General features: G+C 71.9%; 15 protein-coding genes. 4 read left to right on the top strand and 11 right to left on the bottom strand.

Annotation, left to right across the window (positions count from 1 at the left end; all coding sequences use genetic code 11):
- Nucleotides 1–114: 114 nt before the first annotated feature.
- Together ABT297_RS34590 and ABT297_RS34585 are read right to left on the bottom strand one after the other, a co-directional pair.
- The gene (locus ABT297_RS34590) at nucleotides 115–927 is read right to left on the bottom strand and encodes a hypothetical protein (RefSeq protein ID WP_350556688.1); all 813 of its coding nucleotides are present in this window, start codon (nucleotides 925–927) and stop codon (nucleotides 115–117) included.
- 72 nt (nucleotides 928–999) lie between these two features.
- A complete protein-coding gene (locus tag ABT297_RS34585) occupies nucleotides 1000–2304 on the bottom strand; it encodes a condensation domain-containing protein (RefSeq protein ID WP_350556687.1) in 1305 nt (434 codons plus the stop codon).
- A gap of 215 nt (nucleotides 2305–2519) precedes the next feature.
- On the opposite strand from ABT297_RS34585, the gene ABT297_RS34580 reads away from it, so the two are divergent.
- Both ABT297_RS34580 and ABT297_RS34575 read left to right on the top strand, forming a co-directional pair.
- Entirely contained in the window at nucleotides 2520–2879 is a 360-nt protein-coding gene (locus ABT297_RS34580) for a PadR family transcriptional regulator (RefSeq protein ID WP_350556686.1), read from the top strand.
- A gap of 17 nt (nucleotides 2880–2896) precedes the next feature.
- Entirely contained in the window at nucleotides 2897–3727 is an 831-nt protein-coding gene (locus ABT297_RS34575; protein WP_350556685.1) for a hypothetical protein, read from the top strand.
- A 69-nt stretch (nucleotides 3728–3796) separates the two neighbouring features.
- Here the strand turns inward: ABT297_RS34575 and ABT297_RS34570 are convergent, their stop codons facing one another.
- From ABT297_RS34570 to ABT297_RS34560, 3 genes are all read right to left on the bottom strand, one after another.
- Nucleotides 3797–4600, bottom strand: a complete 804-nt coding sequence (locus ABT297_RS34570) for an SGNH/GDSL hydrolase family protein (protein ID WP_350556684.1) — start codon at nucleotides 4598–4600, stop codon at nucleotides 3797–3799.
- A 175-nt stretch (nucleotides 4601–4775) separates the two neighbouring features.
- Nucleotides 4776–10394: a GH92 family glycosyl hydrolase gene (locus ABT297_RS34565; protein ID WP_350556683.1), complete on the bottom strand. Its 5619-nt coding sequence runs from the start codon at nucleotides 10392–10394 to the stop codon at nucleotides 4776–4778.
- 114 nt (nucleotides 10395–10508) lie between these two features.
- Complete coding sequence (locus ABT297_RS34560) at nucleotides 10509–10670, bottom strand: hypothetical protein (RefSeq protein ID WP_350556682.1); 162 nt, start codon at nucleotides 10668–10670, stop codon at nucleotides 10509–10511.
- A 34-nt stretch (nucleotides 10671–10704) separates the two neighbouring features.
- Between ABT297_RS34560 and ABT297_RS34555 the strand changes: the two genes are divergently transcribed.
- Nucleotides 10705–11484 (top strand): hypothetical protein, encoded by a 780-nt coding sequence (locus ABT297_RS34555; protein ID WP_350556681.1) that lies wholly within the window; start codon nucleotides 10705–10707, stop codon nucleotides 11482–11484.
- A gap of 42 nt (nucleotides 11485–11526) precedes the next feature.
- Here the strand turns inward: ABT297_RS34555 and ABT297_RS34550 are convergent, their stop codons facing one another.
- Both ABT297_RS34550 and ABT297_RS34545 read right to left on the bottom strand, forming a co-directional pair.
- Nucleotides 11527–12612, bottom strand: a complete 1086-nt coding sequence (locus ABT297_RS34550) for an XRE family transcriptional regulator (RefSeq protein ID WP_350556680.1) — start codon at nucleotides 12610–12612, stop codon at nucleotides 11527–11529.
- Complete coding sequence (locus tag ABT297_RS34545) at nucleotides 12609–13097, bottom strand: MarR family winged helix-turn-helix transcriptional regulator (RefSeq protein ID WP_350556679.1); 489 nt, start codon at nucleotides 13095–13097, stop codon at nucleotides 12609–12611. The genes ABT297_RS34550 and ABT297_RS34545 overlap by 4 nt, the downstream gene beginning before the upstream one ends.
- A gap of 55 nt (nucleotides 13098–13152) precedes the next feature.
- Between ABT297_RS34545 and ABT297_RS34540 the strand changes: the two genes are divergently transcribed.
- The gene (locus tag ABT297_RS34540; RefSeq protein ID WP_350556678.1) at nucleotides 13153–14043 is read left to right on the top strand and encodes an EamA family transporter; all 891 of its coding nucleotides are present in this window, start codon (nucleotides 13153–13155) and stop codon (nucleotides 14041–14043) included.
- Nucleotides 14044–14079: 36 nt separating this feature from the next.
- Here the strand turns inward: ABT297_RS34540 and ABT297_RS34535 are convergent, their stop codons facing one another.
- The 4 genes from ABT297_RS34535 to ABT297_RS34520 all read right to left on the bottom strand — a co-directional run bounded on the left by ABT297_RS34535 (nucleotide 14080) and on the right by ABT297_RS34520 (nucleotide 18362).
- The gene (locus ABT297_RS34535) at nucleotides 14080–14337 is read right to left on the bottom strand and encodes a hypothetical protein (protein ID WP_350556677.1); all 258 of its coding nucleotides are present in this window, start codon (nucleotides 14335–14337) and stop codon (nucleotides 14080–14082) included.
- Nucleotides 14330–15340, bottom strand: coding sequence for a hypothetical protein (locus ABT297_RS34530; protein WP_350556676.1), 1011 nt, complete (start codon nucleotides 15338–15340; stop codon nucleotides 14330–14332). The genes ABT297_RS34535 and ABT297_RS34530 overlap by 8 nt, the downstream gene beginning before the upstream one ends.
- Nucleotides 15341–15423: 83 nt before the next feature.
- Complete coding sequence (locus ABT297_RS34525; protein WP_350556675.1) at nucleotides 15424–17622, bottom strand: hypothetical protein; 2199 nt, start codon at nucleotides 17620–17622, stop codon at nucleotides 15424–15426.
- Nucleotides 17622–18362 (bottom strand): hypothetical protein, encoded by a 741-nt coding sequence (locus ABT297_RS34520; protein WP_350556674.1) that lies wholly within the window; start codon nucleotides 18360–18362, stop codon nucleotides 17622–17624. Before ABT297_RS34520 ends, ABT297_RS34525 begins: the two co-directional genes overlap by 1 nt.
- Nucleotides 18363–18950: the final 588 nt, after the last annotated feature.

Below are 18950 nucleotides of genomic sequence, written 5' to 3'. Positions count from 1 at the left end.
CAACCCGTTTCGCGAAACAATCTCGCCGACCCCCTCGCTCTTCGTATGCCCGCCCCCCCCCCCGGGGCGGGGGGCCCCCGCGCTTGGGAACGGGCGCCGCCGGGCCGGGTGGAATCAGCCGTTGAGGATGTCGTACGCCTTGGCCGGAGCCTCGATCACTGCCTTACCGGTGGGCTTGGCCGGCACGGTCGCGGTCCCGTACTTGGACAGGGTCAGCTTGAGCTGGTGTGCCTTCTTGTCGCCCGCGGCCGGAACGTCGATGAGCAGTTCGGTGAAGTGGCCATCGGCGTCGAGGGTCGCGGTGAACGGCACGCTGCCCGCCTTCTCCCCCAGCGCCTTGACGACGGCCTCGTCGGTCATCGGCGAGTTCTCGCCCTTGGCGAGGTCGAGCGTGCCGCTGTACTTGTGGTCGCCGGCCGGCTGCACCGACTGCGCGCTCTGCAGCAGCGATTTGAGGTCGAGCAGGTCGGCCTCGCCGATCTTGACGATCACGCTGCCGTCGTCCTTGACCTTTGTGCGATCGACGTGCATCCAGGTCTTACCGTTCAGCTGCTGCATCCCGGGGAGCTTGGCGAGATCACCCATGTCCATCTTCACGTAGGCGTCCGGCTCGATCACCAGCAGCTCCATCGCGAACTTCGCGTCGGGGTCTGTGGAGATCGTCTTGACGTACGCCTGCTTCTTGGGCGCGTCGACCGTGGCCTGTCCGGAGCCGTCGAGCCCGGAGAACTCCACCGCGTACACACCCTTGTCGTACTCCGACAGGGAGCCCAGGAGCACGTCCTTCGACTCCGGCGCCTTGGAGGAGGTGGTCGACGGGGCGCCGGGCGTGGCGCTGTCATCGCCGCTGTTGCCACAAGCACCGGCCCCGAACATGACGGAGGCCGCGACGATCAGCGCCGCGGCCCGTCCCAATGCAAACTTCATCGAGTTCTTCCTGATTGGGTGATGGTCCGCCAGATCGTACTGCGCGACACCCATGCGGTGTGCCGGTTTTGATCACCCGGCATGCCCGATCGCGGCCTCGACCGCCACCTCTTCCATGCCGCGCAGCAGCGCCTCGGCGGCCGTCGGCGGCAGATGGTGGGTGTCTATCTCGATGCGCAGTCGTACTGTCTCCGCCGACTCGTCGTCGACGTTGAGGAACATCCGCGCGTAGACCTCGTCGCGTTTGATCGTCCAGCGGAACGCCGAGCGCGGCAGCGCCGCCCGCACCAGCGACGGGTCGACCGGCGACGGGTCGACCGGGCCCCGGCGGTTGTTGTAGAACCAGTCGAGGTCGAACTCCGGGCCCCGCTCACGCGCGATCGCCGCGCTGATCTCCTCCAGCCGGGCCCGGTCGTAGTACCCGTGCTTGTATGCCAGCACCGACGCGCGCCGGACCCGCTCCAAAGCCTCGTCGAACGGCAGCCCGGCCACATCCATCGCACACAGCGCGCTCTGCGACACCGGTCCCACGATCTCGGCCAGGCCCGGGCGGAAGCGGTTGCTCGACACCAGCCGGGTCGCTAACGGGTTGACGCCGCAGACGCGGACCGACGCCACCGCGCAGGCGGTCAGCATGACCGTGGTCGCGTCCACCTGCGTCCGGGCGGCGATCGACTGCACGGCGAGCGGGAGCGCCGCCGAGCTGAACTCGCCCCGCCAGTATCGCGGTGTCCGCGGGTCGCTCGCCCCGGCGAACCGGCGCGCCGGGATGGTCCGCAGCGTGGCCTCCCAGTAGCGAATCGCCGCGCCGCTCAGCCGCTGCCCGGCCGGCGAGCGCTGCCATTGGACCTGCTCCAGGGCCTGCATCCCCCGCACCGGGGCGGTCTCGTGCCGGTCCTCCTCGGCCAGCATGATCGCCGCGCCGCCACCGTCCATGACGAAGTGGGTCATGATGGCCACCAGGTGCGTCGGCGTGCCGTCCTGCTGCACCACGGCCATCCGCAGCGGCCACTCGCCGGCGAAGTCGAATTCGGTCTGCTCGTACCGCCGTTGTACGGCCAGGGCGACCTCGTAGGGGTCCGCCGGGCCGGCCTCGACGACCTCCAGGGTGATCTCGCCGGAGTCGTGCACCACCTGCCGTGGCGTGCCGTCCGCCGCGAACCGCAGCCGGGTGCGCATCGACTGGTATCGGGACATCTGGTAGCGCAGCCGCTCGACGGTGTCCTCGACAGTGTGCCCGGGCGGCAGGGGCAGCGTGCCGCCCATCGGCATCCAGCTCCGCTGGGCGACCAGTGCCTCCCAGATCTCACGCTGGCCCCAGGACAGCTCGTCCTCCCCCGATCCCTCGCCGGCGAACGCGACGGAGATCCGGGTCACGGTCCCACCCTCCGCCGACCTGGCCGGCGGCGTCGTATCGATCATCCCGTTCCCCTGTCCGCGGGTCGGTCGGCCTGCGGTCGTCGATAGTACCCGTCGCACCGGCCGGCCCATTCCCGACCGAACAGTCCTCATTTGCCCCCGAACGATCGATGCGCCAGGACTGTAGGCGGCACGGCATTGCTATATGTCAGGTTGTTTCATAGTCTTCTGACATGACTATTCGAGGTCCGGTGCTCAGTGCACCGAGCTACTTCGTGCTGGCCGCGCTGCTCGACGGTCCACTACACGGCTACGTCATCATCAAGCGGGTCGAGACGCTCTCCGGTGAGGCGGTGCGACTCGCGGCCGGCTCGCTCTACGCGGTGCTCGACCGGCTGACCGAGGCCGGGCTGGTTGAGGTGGTCAGCGAGGAGATCGTCAACGGCCGGGCGCGTCGCTACTACGCGCTGACCCCGAACGGCACGGACACGGTGCAGGCGGAGGCCGTCCGACTCGCGACCGCCGCGAAAATCGTGACCAACCAGGCGCTGCGCCGGCGCGTGCTCGACACGAATGTCGCGAGGCCGGCATGAGCGGCCCCGAGCCTCGTATGGGCGAGGTCCTCACCCGGCGCTACCGACTCCTGCTGCTGGCCTACCCGTCCGAGTACCGCGAACGGCGTGGCGACGAACTGCTCGGCACCGTGCTTGACGACGCGTCGCCGGAGCAACGCTGGCCGAGCGGGCGCGAAGCGGCGAGCATGCTGGCGCAAGGGGTGCTCGCGCGGCTCGACGCCGCCCGGTGCCGAACGCCCGGCGCGGTGTGGTCGGAGGGCTTGCAGATGGGCGCGCTGCTGCTGCTCGGTTACGCCTTGGCCGGGCTCGTCTCCGAGTTCATCTGGGATCGGGTGTGGTCGGTCCAGGCGGGCATCACGGTGCTCCTCGCGCTGCCCGGAATCGTCGCAACGTTACGGAGCCGGTGGATCGTCGCGCTGGTACTGACGACTGCCTGGCTGACCGCACTCCTGCCGGATCATTGGCTGTCGTGGCCGTTGGGCACGGCCGTGGTCGCGCTTGCCGTTCTGGCCGTCCGGTTCCGATCGGCGCGGCAGCCGCGCTCGGTGGAGTGGCTGCTGGTGGCGCCGGCAGTGGTGGCGATGCAGCACGGGCCGGAGCCGGTGGCCGTGGCGGTCGTCGCGGGCTTCGTGCTCACGAGCCTGATCGGGGTGGCGCTCGATCCGCGGATACCGATCGCGGCCGCTTGCCTGTTGGTGGCCGCCGCGTTGCAGAGCACCGTTGGCTTCCGGCCATTCGATGACACGCAGGGCTCGGGCACGCGGTTCGTCTTTCATCCGATGCCGGCGTCTTACGTCCTGCTCGCCATGGTCGCCGCACTGTTCCTTGCCAGCCATGTCAGAAGCCGGCAGTTGGCACGGCTCTGACTCGTCGGTAGCGCGGCCGGACCGCTCACGCGTCCGGGCGGGGTGGACCCGCCCGGGCGCGGGCGCCGGTCAGCCGGCGGCGGAGCGGAAGACCGGGTAGAGGCCGCCGGCCTGGCCGGCCGCGGTCGGATGGTAGGAGATGCCGAGGCTGGCGTAGTTGAGCGCGTGCAGCCACTTCTCGCCGTAGCTGCAGAGCTGGTGGCCGACGAAGACCGACCGCACGTCGGCGAACTTGAACCCGGCCGCCGTGGCTGCTGTCCTGGTGACGTCGTCGAGCAGGTTGATACCCTCGTTGATCTTCGCGCGGGAGTTCGCGCTCAGGCCGATGCAGACGGTACCGAGCTGGTAGAAGACCGGGTAGCCGACGACCACGACGCGGGCCGAAGGCGACCGGCCCTTGATGCCGTTGTAGACGCCGGCGAGCTTCGCGGGCAGTTGGCTGCGCACCTTGTTCTCGGCGGCCTGCACGGCGGCGATGCACTCGGTCTCGCCGGACAGCACGCAGGTGCTCATGATGCTGGTGAACCCGATGTCGTTGCCGCCGATGGTGACGCTGACCAGGGTGGTGGTCGACGACAGGGCCGAGAGCTGGGTGTTGATCACGTCGGCCGTCGTGGCGCCGGAGCAGGCGACCGAGCGGTACGAGGCGGGCTTGACGTTGGCGTTGTACAGGGCGGAGTAGGCGTTGGTGCTGCGCTGGCACGAACCGCTCTCGGCGGTGTAGTTGTCGGCGCCGACACCGGAGGCATACGAGTCGCCGAGGGCGACGTAGCGATCGGTGACGGCGGCGCTGGCAGGCGCCGCGGTCGCGAACGTCGCGCCGAGGGCGGCCGCCAGGCTCAGGGTGAGGGTAACGAGTCGGGATCTCCGCACGTCGCACTCCTGTTGTGGAGGGTGGTGTTCGGAGATTGATATCAAGCTATTGATGCCGAAAGGAAGATCTACTTGCGCCAAATGACCATAGGGATCTATCGGTACGAAAACCCTGAAACGTATGGCAAAGCCGCCGGTGAGCGGGCTCGCTCACCGGCGGCTTGCCCCCCTCGGCTCAGTTCGGGCCGGTGACCGTGAAGGGCAGTGCGACCCGGGCCGCCGACTCGGCGCCGGCCAGCGTGATGCCGGTCGGACCCGGCACCGCCGCACCCGGAACACTGATGGTCACGCCCGAGACGACGCCGTCGCCGTTCGCGTGGACGGTCATGGCGGCGAGGCCGTCACCGAAGCTGATCGTGACAGCCTCGTTCCGCGCGAACCCGGATCCGTCGACGGTGATCGCCGTACCGCGCGGCCCCGAGGCGGCCGACAGCGTCACCTGCGGTTGGTACGCCGGCCGGGCCGGCCGCTCGGTCATCTCGACGGTGGCGGTCGCCGGCGTCCGCGAGGACGCGCCCACGGCGGTGACGGCATACCGGCCCGCTTCCGCGTCACGGGGCGCCGCGATCGACGCACGCACCGCTCCCGCCGCGGAGGCCGCGACGGTCACGTTGCCCGCCGCGCCGTCGCCGAGCGTGACGCTCACCTGCTCGCCGGCGGCGAATCCGGTGCCGCTGACGGTGATCGCGTCCCCGGCACCGACGGATTCCGACACCGAGATCGCCGGCTGCGACCCGGCTCCCGCCACCGTCACGGTGAACGTCTCGGTGCGGCTCGACAACGTGTCCCACGTGGTGACGTGCACCGTATACGTGCCCACCCGCGCGTACGTGTGCTGTCCGCTGATCGCACCGGACGCGCCGACCGCAGCGTCCTGCGGAACCGTGCCGTCACCCCACTGGACACGGGATTGGTAGCCGGTCGAGCCGGTGACGCCACCGGTCACCGAACCGAGGGCGGCGGAGAGCGGCTGCCCGGCGACGGCCGTCTGGTCCTTCGGGGCCGTCGTCGCCAACGCCGCGGCGGGCGTGCCGTCGTCGGCGACGGCGAACACGTGGATCCTGCCCGCCGAGCCGGGGTCGCCGGCCTGCGTCGGCAGGGTCACCGAGACGAGCGTCTTGCCCGCCGGGATCCGGTACGGCGCGGTGGCGAACAGGAACGGTTGCGCGCCGTCCCGGCTCGTGCCGAGCAGTCGGTACGCGGCCTTGGCGACGACGATGTTGCCGTAGGACGGCGTGCCGTTCGCGTTGCCGCCCAGCGTCCAGTCACTCATCTGGATCGGGATGGCGGCGGTGCTGCCGTCGCTGAACCTCGCCGTGCCGGTGGTGCTCTGGTTGCCCTGCGTGCCGGCGCCGATGAACGAGATGCTCGTCGCGTCGGACGGCAGGTTGAGCGCGATCGTCCTGCCGTTGCCGGTCGCGTTGTCCGGCTGCCCGGCCGGGGTGGCGGGCATCGTGAAGTGCAGCGCCGTTCCGGGCACCCCGCGCCGCTCGCCCTGGGTCACGCCGGCCGCCGCGAGGGCGGAGCGCGAGTACGCCCACGACTTGGCGTCGCAGTTTGCCGCGAGGACGCCGTCGTCGCCGATGCAGACGGTGTCGAAGGCGGCGGTGAGGCTGGACTTCGGCACGTAGGCCACCTCGACGCCGACCGTCGCCGAGGCCTGGCTGGTGCCGTCGGTCACCGTGACGGCGGCCTGGTAGTAGCCCGGCTTGGCGTAGGTGTGCGAGCCGCTGATCCCGTACACGGCCCGCGAGCTCATGCTCGGCGTGCCGGTGGTGACCGGTGAGCCGTCACCCCAGTCGATCGTGGCCCGGTAGGCGCTCGCGGTGCCCCCGGTGACGGTGGCCAGCGGCACCGACACCGCGACGTCGGACATCGCGTGCACGGTGCCCGCGGCGGTGACCTCGACGGCGCCGCCACCGAGCTGGACGTCGCCGCCGGCGAGCAACTCGATCTCGGCGAGGTTCGTCCGCGCGGCGCCGGCGGTCTTCGTCACGACCAGGCGGAACTGCGCGAACTGCCCCGGATTGGCCATCCGGAACGGCCTGGTCTGGTTGCGCCACGGGAACACCTCGCCGCTGCGGGAGTCGACGGTGGTCCAGGTGATCCCGTCGCCGGAGCCCTGCAACTGCCAGTCCGCCGGGTCGCCCGCGCTCGCACCCGAGGTAAGGGTGTAGTACGTCGGGGCCTGCTTGCCGCCGCGGTACGCCCAGGTGATCTGCGGCGTGTCGGAGGCGAACGTCATCTGCGTGGCCGACGAGTCGTCGAAGAGCTTCGACGCGTCCTGCCCGCCGCTCGCGGTCGCGGTGCCGAGCCCGGGGCCGGTGCTGTCCTGCAGCGGCTTCGGCACCGCGTTGCCGTTGGTCAGCGACGGCGGTGCTTCGTTGTTGCCGGTGCCCCACGACGACGGGTTCGGCCCCATCTGGAAGTCGATGGTGCCGCCGCGGACGAGGGCGGACGAGTCGATGGACGTTACCTTCTGCTTCTTTCCGTTGACCGTCACGCTCTGCACGTACACGTTCTTCGTGCTGTTGCCGGCCGCGTTGACGACGATGTCGCCGCTCTGCCGGCGGACGGTCATCTGGCTGAACTGCGGCGAACCGATGGCCCAGTTGGACGAGCCGACCTGCAGCGGGTAGATGCCGAGCGAGCTGAGGATGTGCCACGCCGAAAGCTCGCCGTTGTCCTCGTCACCCAGGTAGCCCTGGCCGATCTCGCTGCCGACGTAGAGGCGCTGCAGGATCTCCCGCACGATCGCCTGCGTCTTGGCCGGCGCGCCGACGAAGTTGTACATGTACGGAATGTGGTGCGACGGCTGGTTGCTCATGCCGAGCTGGCCCATGCGCACCGCGCGCGCCTCCAGCATCTCGTGGATCGTGCCGCCGTACCCGCCGGGACGGTCGGCGTTCTCCGGCGTGGCGAAGAACTCGTCCAGCTTCCGCTTCAGCGCCTGCTGCCCGCCGTACAGGTTGGCCAGTCCCTGGCCGTCCTGCTGCGCGGTGAACGCGAAGTTCCAGCCGTTGGTCTCGGTGTAGACGCCGCCCCAGTCCAGCGGGTTGCCGGCGAGGAAGTTGCCGGCGGCGTCGCGTCCCTGGAAGAACTTCGTCTTCGCGTCGAAGAGGTTGACGTAGTTGCGGGCACGCTGCAGGAAGTACTGCGACTCCTCCTTGAGCCGGTCCCGCTCCGGCTTCGGCGTGGCCGGGTCCTTGGCCAGGGCGGCGGCCATGTTGCCGATGCCGTAGTCGTTGATGAAGCCTTCCAGCGCCCACGACACCGACTCGCCCGTGGAGGTCGGCGTGTAGCCGAGGAACAGCGAGGTTTCGATGCCCTTGCGGCCGACACCGCTGCGCCCGGACGCGACCGTCGCGTCCTTGACCGCCGCGTTGTACGCGCCGAGCGCGTCGGGCAGCGTGACGCCGTTGAGGTACGCGGCGGCGAGCGCGACGTCCGCGCTGGTACCGGTCATCAGATCGGCGTAACCGGGCGAGGACCAGCGGGCGATCCACCCGCCGTCGCGGTACTGCTGGACGAACCCGTCGGCGATCCGGGCCGCGACGTCCGGGTACAGCAGCGAGTACGCCGGCCAGACGGTGCGGTAGGTGTCCCAGAACCCGTTGTTGACGTAGATCTGCCCGTCGACGATCTTCGCGCCGGTCGTGGTGGCGGTCGAGGTGCCGGTCGGCGGCGAGACCGGGCTCGCGTACTGCCAGCGCGGTGCGGCGGCGGTGCCGGTGTTCTCCGACTGCGAGTTCGGGTACAGGTTCAGGCGGTACAGGTTCGAGTAGAGCGTCACCAGCTGCGTCTCGGTCGCGCCGCGGACCTCGACCCGGCCGAGCCGATCCTTCCAGGCCGCGGTCGCGGCGGCGCGGATCTGCTCGAAGCTACGGCCGGTGACCTCCAGGTCGAGGTTCCGGCGGGCCTGTTCGACGGAGATGAACGACGTCGCGAGGCGCAGCGTCACCTGCTGATCCGCCGAGATGTCGAAGGTGGCGGCCGTGGCGGAGGACGCCGTCGGCGCCCGGTCGAAGGTGCCGGACACGAACATCCGGCTGCGACCGACCGACAGGCCGCTTCCGTTGTCGACCCAGCCGGTGAACGTGCCGTCCCGGCCGATGGTGAACGTGCCGTTGTAGAAGACGAGGCTTCCGGTGGCCGGCCCGGACGGGAAGGTGAACTGCATGATCCCGCCGTGGTCGGTCGGCGACATCTGCGCGATCAGGCCGTTCTGCAGCCTGACCCGGTAGAGGTCCGGCCGCGCGATCTCGTCGTTGTGGCTGAAGGCGAGGGCCCGGCTGCTGGGCGTCCCGGTGAGGGATCCGCCGGCCGGCACGGGCATGACCGACATCTGGTTGCGGTCGCCCATCCACGGGCTCGGCTGGTGCGAGATCGCGAGTCCCTGCAGCGTGGGCAGGTTGGCCGCGTTGTTGGCCCGCTGGTACTCGTACTCCCACGAGTTAGAGGTGGCGTTGGTCACCGGCGTGAAGAAGTTGAAGCCGTTCGGTACCGCCGAGATCGGCAGGTTGTTGCCGCGCGAGAACGATCCGGACGCGTTGGTCCCGCGCCGGGTGTCCACGTAGTTGGTCAGGCTGGAGCCGTCGATCGGCGTCGGCGCGGCCGCCACCGTGATGTCGTCGATCCAGCCCTGGAAACGGGTCGCGGCGGTGGCCTGGGGATCGTCGTAGGCGAGCAGCACGCGGTCGATCGTCTTGCCCTTCGCGACCGCCCCGATGTCGGACTGCACCGCGTTCCACTGGTCGGCGTAGAGCACCTTGGAGGCGCCCTGCCCGGCGGCGGTGAGCGGGTACCCGTGCTGGTCGATCGGCGAAAGCCCGCTGAGGTAGCTGCCGTCGGTGAAGTGCAGGTCGACGGCTACGTAGGTGGACGGGTACTGGGCGTCCTGCCGGGTGAACTCGGGGAAGACCTTGTAGGACAGCCGGGTCGCCGGTCCGACCGGGATGTTCACGTCGAACAGCTTGTTGGTCGCGTACGAGCGGCCGTCGGCCTCCGCGCCGCCCGCGTACCGCAGCGAGGCCAGCCCGGTGAATCCGGCGCCCGGCTTCATGTTGTAGCCGCTGGCCGGCCCGGTCCCCACGACGCTGACCATCGGGGTGGCCGGCGGCCGGACGTTCGAGCCGTCGCTGATGTCCCAGTCGGCGAGCTGGACGAGCGAGTCACCGGAGTTGGCGGTGATGTTCAGCCGGTAGTAGCCGTAGGGGGTCGTGTTGGTGAAGCTGTAGGTGTTGGTGGCGAACCGCCCGCTGAAGCTCTGTCCCGTCTGCCGGTCCAGGTCGGTCCACGTGGTGCCGTCGTTGGACCCCTGCACCGTGAAGTCCTTGGGGTCGCGGTTCTTCGCGTCGTCCGCGGACGTCAGCGAGTACCGCACGACCACCGCGGGCTCGGTCAGCCGGTAGGAGACCCAGCCGGTCGGGTTGAACGCCAGCCACTTGGTCGACGGATTGCCATCCGTGAGCTTCACCGCGGTCTCGTTCGGCGGGTTCTCAGCGCTCGCGGCCACCGCGCTGACCTTGCCGAGCAGGCTGCCGGGTAGTCCGCTGGGGCTCGATCCGCTCACATTCGCCTGGACCGGCCTGCCTGCCGTGTCGACTTCGACGGCACTCGTCGCGGGTCGTGGGTCGTTCGACTCGAATGAGGAGCTGAAATCGCCGGACGGCGGCGCGGCGCTCGCGGTGGTCGCGGCGACGAGCAGGCCGAGCGGCAGTAGCAGTGCAGCGGCCGCGGCGAACCGGCGGCGTGACGGAGAGGGAGCGACGGGATCGCCGCCAGGCACCTTCATGCGAAACTCCAGGGGGTGATGGACGCACGCCCCAGTGCGCACGCCCAATGGAGATCGTTAGCGTTTCGTCGGCTGACAACGTTGTCAAGATACATTCGTGTAACTCCCTGGAAATCAAGCCCGGTCTTCGCGCGGGGTGTCGCGGTACGGTCGGGTATGGCACGATCCGGCACCGAGGTGGTGCGGATCATGCGGATGACGGACCAGGCGCTTCAGGCAGTCATGCTGGCTTCCGAAGCGGCCCACACCCTCGGCGCCGAGCAGGTCGGCAGCCATCACCTGCTGCTCGGCCTGGCCGAGGCCGAGGGCGGTGCACGGCACGCGCTGGGGCCTGAGCTCCGAACGGCTTCGCGAGGCCGGCGCGGCGCTCTTCCCGCCGGGGCCGGACCACCAGGATGACACGCGGATCCCCTTCGCGGCGGAGCTCAGGGAAGCCCTCGAGCGCGGCATCCGGAAAGCGCGCGCGTCCGGCCACGACCAGGTGACGACCGTCGACCTCCTCGTCGCGCTCCTCGGCCCCGAAGCGGGCCCAGAAGCAGTCCCGGCGGCGGAACTGCTGCGCGCTGCGGAGAGCGACCCGGCGGCGATGCGTGCGGCCCTGGCCGAGCGGGACCATGACGGCTGCTGTCAGGAGGCGGGCGTCAGCGCCGCCCGGCCGATCCTGGCGGAGATGGGCTCCCGCGCGGCCCTCATGCCCGGTCGCCTGCGGAGCATCGCCGGCGTGGTGGGCACGCTGATCCCCTACGCCCTGCTGTACGCCGCGGTGCTGGCCGTCACCTGGGACACATCCGGTCCCGAGCTCGTCCTGACCGTGGGCGCCGTGACGACCCTCGTTCCTTTGACGCTCAGCCCGCTCGAATTCGGCGGCAGATCCGGCAACTCACCGCGCCGGCGCCGACGGCCCTCCTCGTGCCCGAGGACATCCGGCCGATGCTGGACCGCCTCGGCCTACGTCAGCTCGAGCTGCGCGTCCAGCCCGGAATCACCCAGGACCGCTGTTACCGGCTGGGCGGGCGAGCATGGATCGGCGAGCCACGATGGCCCGATCGCCGACCACGAACCTCGCGGCAGCCGCGGGCCGGCGCGCTGACGACGTGGGTCGCGACGGCGACCGCCCCGATGCGGGCCGCGCTCACGCCAGGATGATCGAACGGTGGTGCCACGCCGCGGCCAGCAGGCCCGCGCCGGCGGCCTGCATCCGCTCCCGCGCCACCAGCCGGGTGACCTCGGCCGCGGTGAACGGCAGGCCGGCCAGCACCCGGCCCTCGTCGTTCTCGCTCACGACCCCGCCGAAGAGCGAATCGAACACGGCGGCGTCGAAGACCAGCACCGCGAGCAGGTCGGTGGCGTACGTGAGCGGGTCCACCCCGAGCCCGACGCACCAGGCGCGGATCCCGCCGCCGGACAGGTGGGCGAGGAAGTCCCGGGCGAACGGCCACGCGGCGTAGTCGATCCCGCGGTCGCCGTTGTCGTACTCCTCCGCCCGGCCGCCCAGCTCCTCGGCGTACTCGCGGGCGAGGAAGCGCACGAGCGAGAAGTCGTTGTCGCGGTTCCACGCGCCCTCCCCGGAGGCCTGGAACACGCCGGAGGGCACGACCTGGAACAGCCCGCCCGCGTGCCCGACCTTCTCAGGATCGCGCCAGTGCAGGAAGAACTCGGCGTCCCCGGTCGAGGCGTCGCGCCGCAGCGTCAGGGCGCTCACCGCCACGTTGACCGGCCGGGCGGACAGGTCGCGGGGATCGGCGAAGCGGTCGCGGATCCGGCCCGGATCCTCGCCGCGGCGGCGGGCCGCGAACGCGTGCGCGGCGGCCTCGCCAGTGTCGATGCCGTCGAAGTAGCGGCCGAGGCCGAAGCCGAGCCGGCCCGGCGCGGTGGCCAGGTCCGCGCTCGTCAGCCGGTAGGTCTCGCGGTTGTCGAACACCCGCGGGGCGGCCAGCTCCCGGTAGGCGTCCGAGTAGTCGCGGTACCGCTCGCCGGCCGGCAGCACCGCCCCGTACTCCCGGCTGGTGGGCCGCGCGGCCGGACGCGCGTCGAGGGTCAGCTCGATCGCGTCGAGCGGTATCGGGCCCGGCGGCACGAACGACGGCCGCGTCAGCAGCGGCGTGCCGAAGAACCGCCCGTCATCGCCGTAGTCGCCGGCCGCCGCCACGCCGAGCTCGAACCGGTTGCGCTCCAGGAACCGGCGCGTCCGCAGCCACTGCGTCTCCGTCACGCTCACTGGGGCTCGGTCGCGGCCAGGAGGTCGCGCAGCAGGTCCGACAGGCGGTGGCGGGCGGCCTCCGGGAGACGCTCGAAAACCTCGCGCTGGACGTCGAGCCCGGCCACCACCGCCTCGTCGATGAGCTCGAGGCCGCGCGCGGTCAGGGTGATGACCAGGCCACGGCGGTCGCCGGGGTCCGGGGAGCGGGTCACCAGGCCGGCGCGCTCCAGGCGGTCGAGCCGGCCCGTCATCCCGCCGGTGGTGAGCATCAGCGACGCGCTGAGCGACTTCGGGGAGAGCTGGAACGGCTCGCCCGCGCGGCGCAGGGCCGCCAGCACGTCGAACTCGCCGCGGTTGATGCCCAGCTCAGAGCACACCTTCTCCTGGCGGTCCCCGACCGCCCGGGCCAGGCGGTAGATCCGGCCGAACACGGCCATCGCCTCGGTCCGCAGCTCCGGACGCTCCCGCGCCCACTGCGCCACGATCCGGTCGACGTCATCCACGCCACATCCTAACACTCGCTTATTATCAAGTAGCTTAGTGGTAAGCTACTTAGCCATGAGGAACCTTACGGCGATCGCCCCTGTGCTGTGGGGAACCACGTACCTGGTGACCAGCGAGCTGCTGCCGCCCGACCGCCCGCTGCTGGCCGGGACCCTGCGCGCGCTGCCCGCCGGGCTCCTGCTCGTCGCCGCCGCCCGGGCGCTGCCCCGCGGCGCCTGGTGGTGGCGCGTCGCGGTCCTCGGCACGCTCAACATCGGGCTGTTCTTCGCCCTGCTGTTCGTGGCGGCATACCGGCTGCCCGGCGGGCTGGCCGCCGTGCTCGGGGCGCTTGGGCCGTTCGTCGTCGCCGGGCTCGCGTTCGGCCTGTTCAAGCAGCGGCCCGCGGCGCGCGTGCTCGGGGCCGGGGTCGCCGGGCTGGCCGGGGTCGCCCTGGTCGTGCTGCGCTCGACCGCCGCCCTGGACCCGATCGGGCTCGCCGCCGCGGCCGGCGGCATGCTGTCGGTGTCGCTGGCCACCGTGCTCGGGTCGCGCTGGGGCGTGCCCGAGGGCTTCACCGAGCGGCGCACCGCCCTGCTCGCCCTGACCGGCTGGCAGCTCACCGCCGGCGGGCTGCTGCTCGCCCCGGCCGCGCTGCTCGCCGAGGGGCCGCCGCCGGCCCTGGACTGGGCCAACGCGGCCGGGTTCGCCTACCTTTCGCTCTTCGGCACCGCCGGGGCGTACTTCCTGTGGTTCCGCGGCGTCACCACGCTGCCGCCGGCCCAGGTGACGCTGCTCGGGCTGCTCAGCGTGGTCGTGGCCGCGGCCCTGGGCTGGCTGGTGCTGGGCCAGGCGCTGTCGGCGGGCCAGCTCGCCGGGGCCGCCCTCGTCCTCGCCGCCGTGGTCTGGGGCGTGGCCGGCGCCAAGGTCGGCAAGCCGACGCCGCTGAAGGCCGCGACCGCGCCGTAGCCCTGGTCCGCATGGCGCCGACCAGCCGTGCCGGGTTCAGGCCGCCCGGATGGCGGCGAGGACGGCGCGGTCGGCCCAGCAGTACCTGCGCCAGGCGATCGTCGCGTCGGCGTGGACCTGCCGGGCCAGGTGCCGGACCAGCGCGGTGCGGCCGGCGACCACCGCCTCGATCTTGGTCTCGGCGTGCCTGATCCAGTCGGTGACGAGGCCCAGCGTCCGCCACGCCTGGTCCGGATCCGCCTCCTCGCGCGGAGCCCCGACCGGCACGGGCGGCGCCACGGAGGCCTCAGGCATCGGCCGGCGGCGGGATCGGGATGCCGGTCACCGGCTCGACGCCCTCGGTCAGGCCGGGTCGCGGCGCGGGCAGCGGCGGGCCGGCCTCGGCACGCACCTGCAGCACCTTGAGCGGATCCTCTTTCACCGTCTGCAGGATGCGCCGGAGGTTCTCGTCGCGGATCTCCTGCAGGTCGATGTTCTGGATCAGGTTCTTCTCCATCATGTTCTCCAGGAGCTTGAACAGGCCCTGCCGGTCGCTCTCGTTGCTCTTGGCGACCATCTCCAGCGCGGTCCTGGTGTCGTCGGGGTGCTTGGCCATGTGCAGCATGAGCAGGCCGTGGTCGCCGTGGATGGCATCGCGCACGGCCTCCAGCCGCGCGGTCTCCAGCTCCTGCTGGTTGGTCTGGCGCAGCCGGTCGAGCCGGTGCGAGGTCTGCTCGAACGCATAGGCCTGCTCGACGGCCCGGCGGCGGCGCATCGCCTCCTGCGTCTGCTGGTCCAGCGACAGGAACGCGGCGAAGCGGTAGACGGTGATGCCCTCGCTGAGCTCGATCGGTTCCTGACCGAGCGTGTCGTTGATCTCGTCGTTGGCGTTCGCGCACTCCTCCGGGGTGTAGCGCCGGCTGATGCGCCGCATGCGCTCCATGAGCCGCCAGCCGGCGACCATGAAGCCGTCCTGGACGCGCCGCCGGACCACCTCGACGGGGTCGTGCACGCGGAAGCCGAATTGCAGCCGCGCGTAGAAGCGGAAGATGTCCTCCCTGCTCGGCAGCTCGTCGCTGATGTGGAACTCGTCCTCGCGGTCGGCGGTGCCGACGTCGTAGCGGTACCGGAAGCCGCGGGCGAGGTTCTCGAACAGGTACAGCGGCCGTCCCAGGGCCACCAGGTCGCCGTTCGGGCGCGCGTAGACCGCGGTCACGGCCGCGCGCAGCGGCTTGGCTCCCTGCGCCGCGCCGAACCGGTTGAGCCGCTCCTCGTGCAGGATGACCCGGCCGCTACGTCCCGCGAACGGCGACGCCATCGCGAACCTCGGCGCCGGCGACATCGGCACGTGCTGCGGTGGCGGCGCGAAAGGCGCCGGCCGGGCCTGAGGGTGCTTGGGCGTCATGACTCTCCACTCCGTTCGGACAACGCCGTGATGACACTCGCCGCCGCGCGCGGCGTCGGTTCGGGGTTCCTGCCGGTGGTCCAGTCCTGCGCCAGCCGGAGCAGGATCTTCTGGGTCCGGGCGTCCGCCGCGATCTCGCCGGCGAGCCGGCCGAACGCCTCGCACGAGCGGCGGTCCGGCTCGACGATCGCCGCCCAGCCGCTCAACGCCTCCTGCGCGTCCTCGTGGATCGGCCCGTTGAGGGTCGCGTGCCACAACCCGGCGATGGTCGGGCCCAGCCGGGGTCGTGTCTCGGCGAGGTACAGCAGCAACGGCCAGCGAAGCGTGTCGTCGTCCTCGCCGATCGGCTCCGCCCTGTGCGTGACGTCGATCGCCGCTCGCAGGAAGGCGATGTGACCGTTGGTGATGCGCTCCGGGTGCCGCCGGTCGCCGAGCCACCGCACGATCGCGGTCAGCACCGGCGTCACCAGCTCGTCATTGCGGTCGATGAGCTCGGCGAGGCTCTGTCCGACGGCGTTGGCGACGTCGTTGTCCGGCGAGTCCGCGAGGTACTCCAGCCCGGCCAGCGCCTGCCGCGGCTGCGACGGGCCGAGCCCCGCGCCGTAGACGCGGGCCGCGGCGGCGCGCAGGGCGGACGCCTCGTTCCCGTCCTCGGGCGCGCTCCACTCCCGGACCACCCGCCGGACCTGCTCGGTCAGGCCGCCGACGGTGGCGGGCACGCCGAGGGCGATGGCCGCGGTCTCGCGCTGCAACTTGGATCCGCTCGCCGCCCACGGACGGATGACGGCGTGCAGGATGTACTCGAACGCGCGGGTGGCCAGCAGCCCCACGGCGGTGGCCACCCAGACCCGGACCTGCTCCGAGGGCTCGGCGCCCAGCTCACCGAACCAGGCGACGAGCGCCGGGCGCACGTCGTCGTACTCGTCCCAGACCCGGTTGATCACCGCCGGGGCATAGTCGGCGTCGTCGTACGACATCACCTGCGCCGGCGTGTCGCCGAACCACGCGGGCAGCGTGGTGTGGGTGATCCGGGCACGCAGCCGCCGCAGCCGCACCGCACGGGTCTCCCGGAACGGATCGGGGCGCTGCGCGAGCGGGCTGACCAGCCGGATGCCGGGATCGGTGGTCCGCCCGAACATCGGCTCCTCGAGCCGCACCCGCAGCCGCGCCGCCGCGGCGGTGACGATCTCGAACGGCAGCCCGTTGAAGAGCGCGAGCGCGATCGCCGTGCAGCGCAGCGGAAGGTCGTCGAGGCGGTCGAACCAGGCGTCGAAGTTCTCGGCGGCGCGCAGGCGCATCGCCTCCAGCACCCGCGCGACGTCGAGTCCCGCCGCGGACCGCTGCGATTCCGACAGCAGCCGGGCGAGGTCGGCCACGTCGCGGCAGCTCGGCTCGCCCTCGAGGAAGTCGCGCACCGCCGCGGCGACCTCGGCCCGCCCCAGCAGCTCGTCGGCGGCGGCCACGGCGCGCAGCCGCCAGCGCAGGTGGGCGGTGAGCAGGTCGGCGGCGGCCGGGGGCGCGCCGAGGGTGCGCACGTAGCCGCGCAGGCCCTGGTCGGTGAGGGTGGCGCCGGTCGGCACGATGACGACGAGCCGGGCGCCCAGCGGGCGCAGCCGCGCCTCGAGCCCGTCCAGGTCGAGGCAGTTCAGCGACCGTACCGCGGCGTCGGACAGCGCTGAGAGCAGGTAGCCGCCGGCCTGCTCCAGCTGCTCCCCGACGAGGTCGCCGACGGGCCGGTGCGGGTCGAGGCGGTACATCGGGCCGGCCCCGAGCTCCAGCAGCAGCCGCAGCCCCGCGGTGTCCGCGCCCTCGCGCGGCGTCGCCCGCAGCAGCACGACGTGGTGGCCGGTCACGGAGGCGACGAGCCCGTCGAAGTCGCTCGGCGGCACGAACGCGGAGCGCACCGCGTCCGCGCTGTCGACCCCGAGCGGGCGCAACAGCTCCGGGGCCGGCCTGTCGGCGCCGTGGTAGTGGACGGTGATGTCGCGCCCGGCGACGGTGCCGCGGTTGAACGCGTAGGCGCCCATGCTCGCCTGCGCCGTCCGCAGCAGCTCGTTGGTGGCGCTGACGTTGCCGGGCACGCCGCCGCCGACGCCACGCGCCGCCCCACCCGCCTGGGCCGGGTCGCCGCCGGGTCCGGCACCCGCCTCCGCGTCCCCGCCTCCGGCGGTGGCCGGCGGCGCGGCGTCGGCCATCAGTCCCTCCCGATGACGAGGTCGTTGCCGACGGAGATGTCCCCGCCGGCGATGACACCCTTGTTGTACGCGTAATCGCCGAACTGCTGCCCCGGCGCGGCGGCGGGCTGGTGCGGTGCTGGGGCCGGGCGGTCCGGCCCGGCGCCGCCGAGCCCGTCCGGCACCGGGTAGCCGGGCACGTGGATCCAGGCCGGCGTGTCGAGCTCCTTGAGCCGGACCCGCACCTGGTGGAAGGATTGCGGGTCGAGCCCGACGTGGCCCTGGCGGACGATCGAGCGGTACACCTCGTCCGAGACGATCAGCGCCGTCTGCGCGCGCCGGCTGGCCGCCAGCACCGCCTTGAACTCCGGCGCGGCGAGCAGCCGGGCCGTCGAGTTGACCGCGGTGCCGACCCACCCGGCGCCGTCGAGCGAGACGTAGCCGGCGTGAACCGCGACCCGCATCCGCACGGCCGCCTCGGCGCTGGCGAGCGCGTTGTGCCGGCGCAGCAGTCCGTCGAGGCGCGCGACGAACGGGTCGATGAGGCTGGGCACCGGCACGTGCGCCGGAACCAGCAGCAGGATACAGTCGCCTTGGTCCTGGACGACGCACTCGTCCCACGGGATCTCGGCCTCGCCCGCGGCGCCCCGCACGGTGGCGTACATGGCCCGCCGTACCGCCTCCTGGCCCGGTTCGGTGCGGCTCGCGTAGGCTTCTACATCGACCGCGAGCAGTGAACTGTGTCGTGGCTGCGGCGCCACAGTCGCCTCCAAACACGCGGCCGCGCGAGCGAACGCCCCGGCGCGGCACACATCGACAATCGACAGGATCTGCCCGGACGCTATCGAGGCCGCACACGGAGTGTCATCGGCAAAGGGCCACCCCGGGGCCCATGATTGGCGGCGGGTCACACTGTTTCGACGATGCGCTCCGGCTTCGCCGCGAGCCGGAATGCCTCGCAGGGTGTAACAACAGCCTCGCGCGCGGTTCCGCGGGGCGCCACGAACCAGAACTCCAGCGGAGCGCCCCCGGCGCGGCCCTGACCTCGGCACTGCGCGAGGCCGTCGCCGCGACCGACCGGCCTGGGTGGCGCTGGGCGTCATCGGTGCCGCCGACGCCGGAGGGGACGACGCTGGCAGACGCGGGCAGGTGGGGACGGCGCTGGCCGGCACGAGCAACACGGGCAGACGCGGACGGCACGGGCAACGCGGGCAGACGCGGGGTAGACGAGGGCGCCTCGGTCGCCCGCAGGCTCGCGGCGGAGGCCGCCGGGCACCTCCCGCACGCGCTGGCGACCGTCGGCCGGTGTGGCGGCCCGGGCGAGTTCAGGCCGAGCCGGCCGTCGTGCT

Source organism: Dactylosporangium sp. NPDC000555 (genome assembly GCF_040300025.1).
GTDB lineage: Bacteria > Actinomycetota > Actinomycetes > Mycobacteriales > Micromonosporaceae > Dactylosporangium.
Note: the sequence above shows the minus strand (reverse complement) of the source record. Positions and strands in the feature narration are given on the sequence as shown.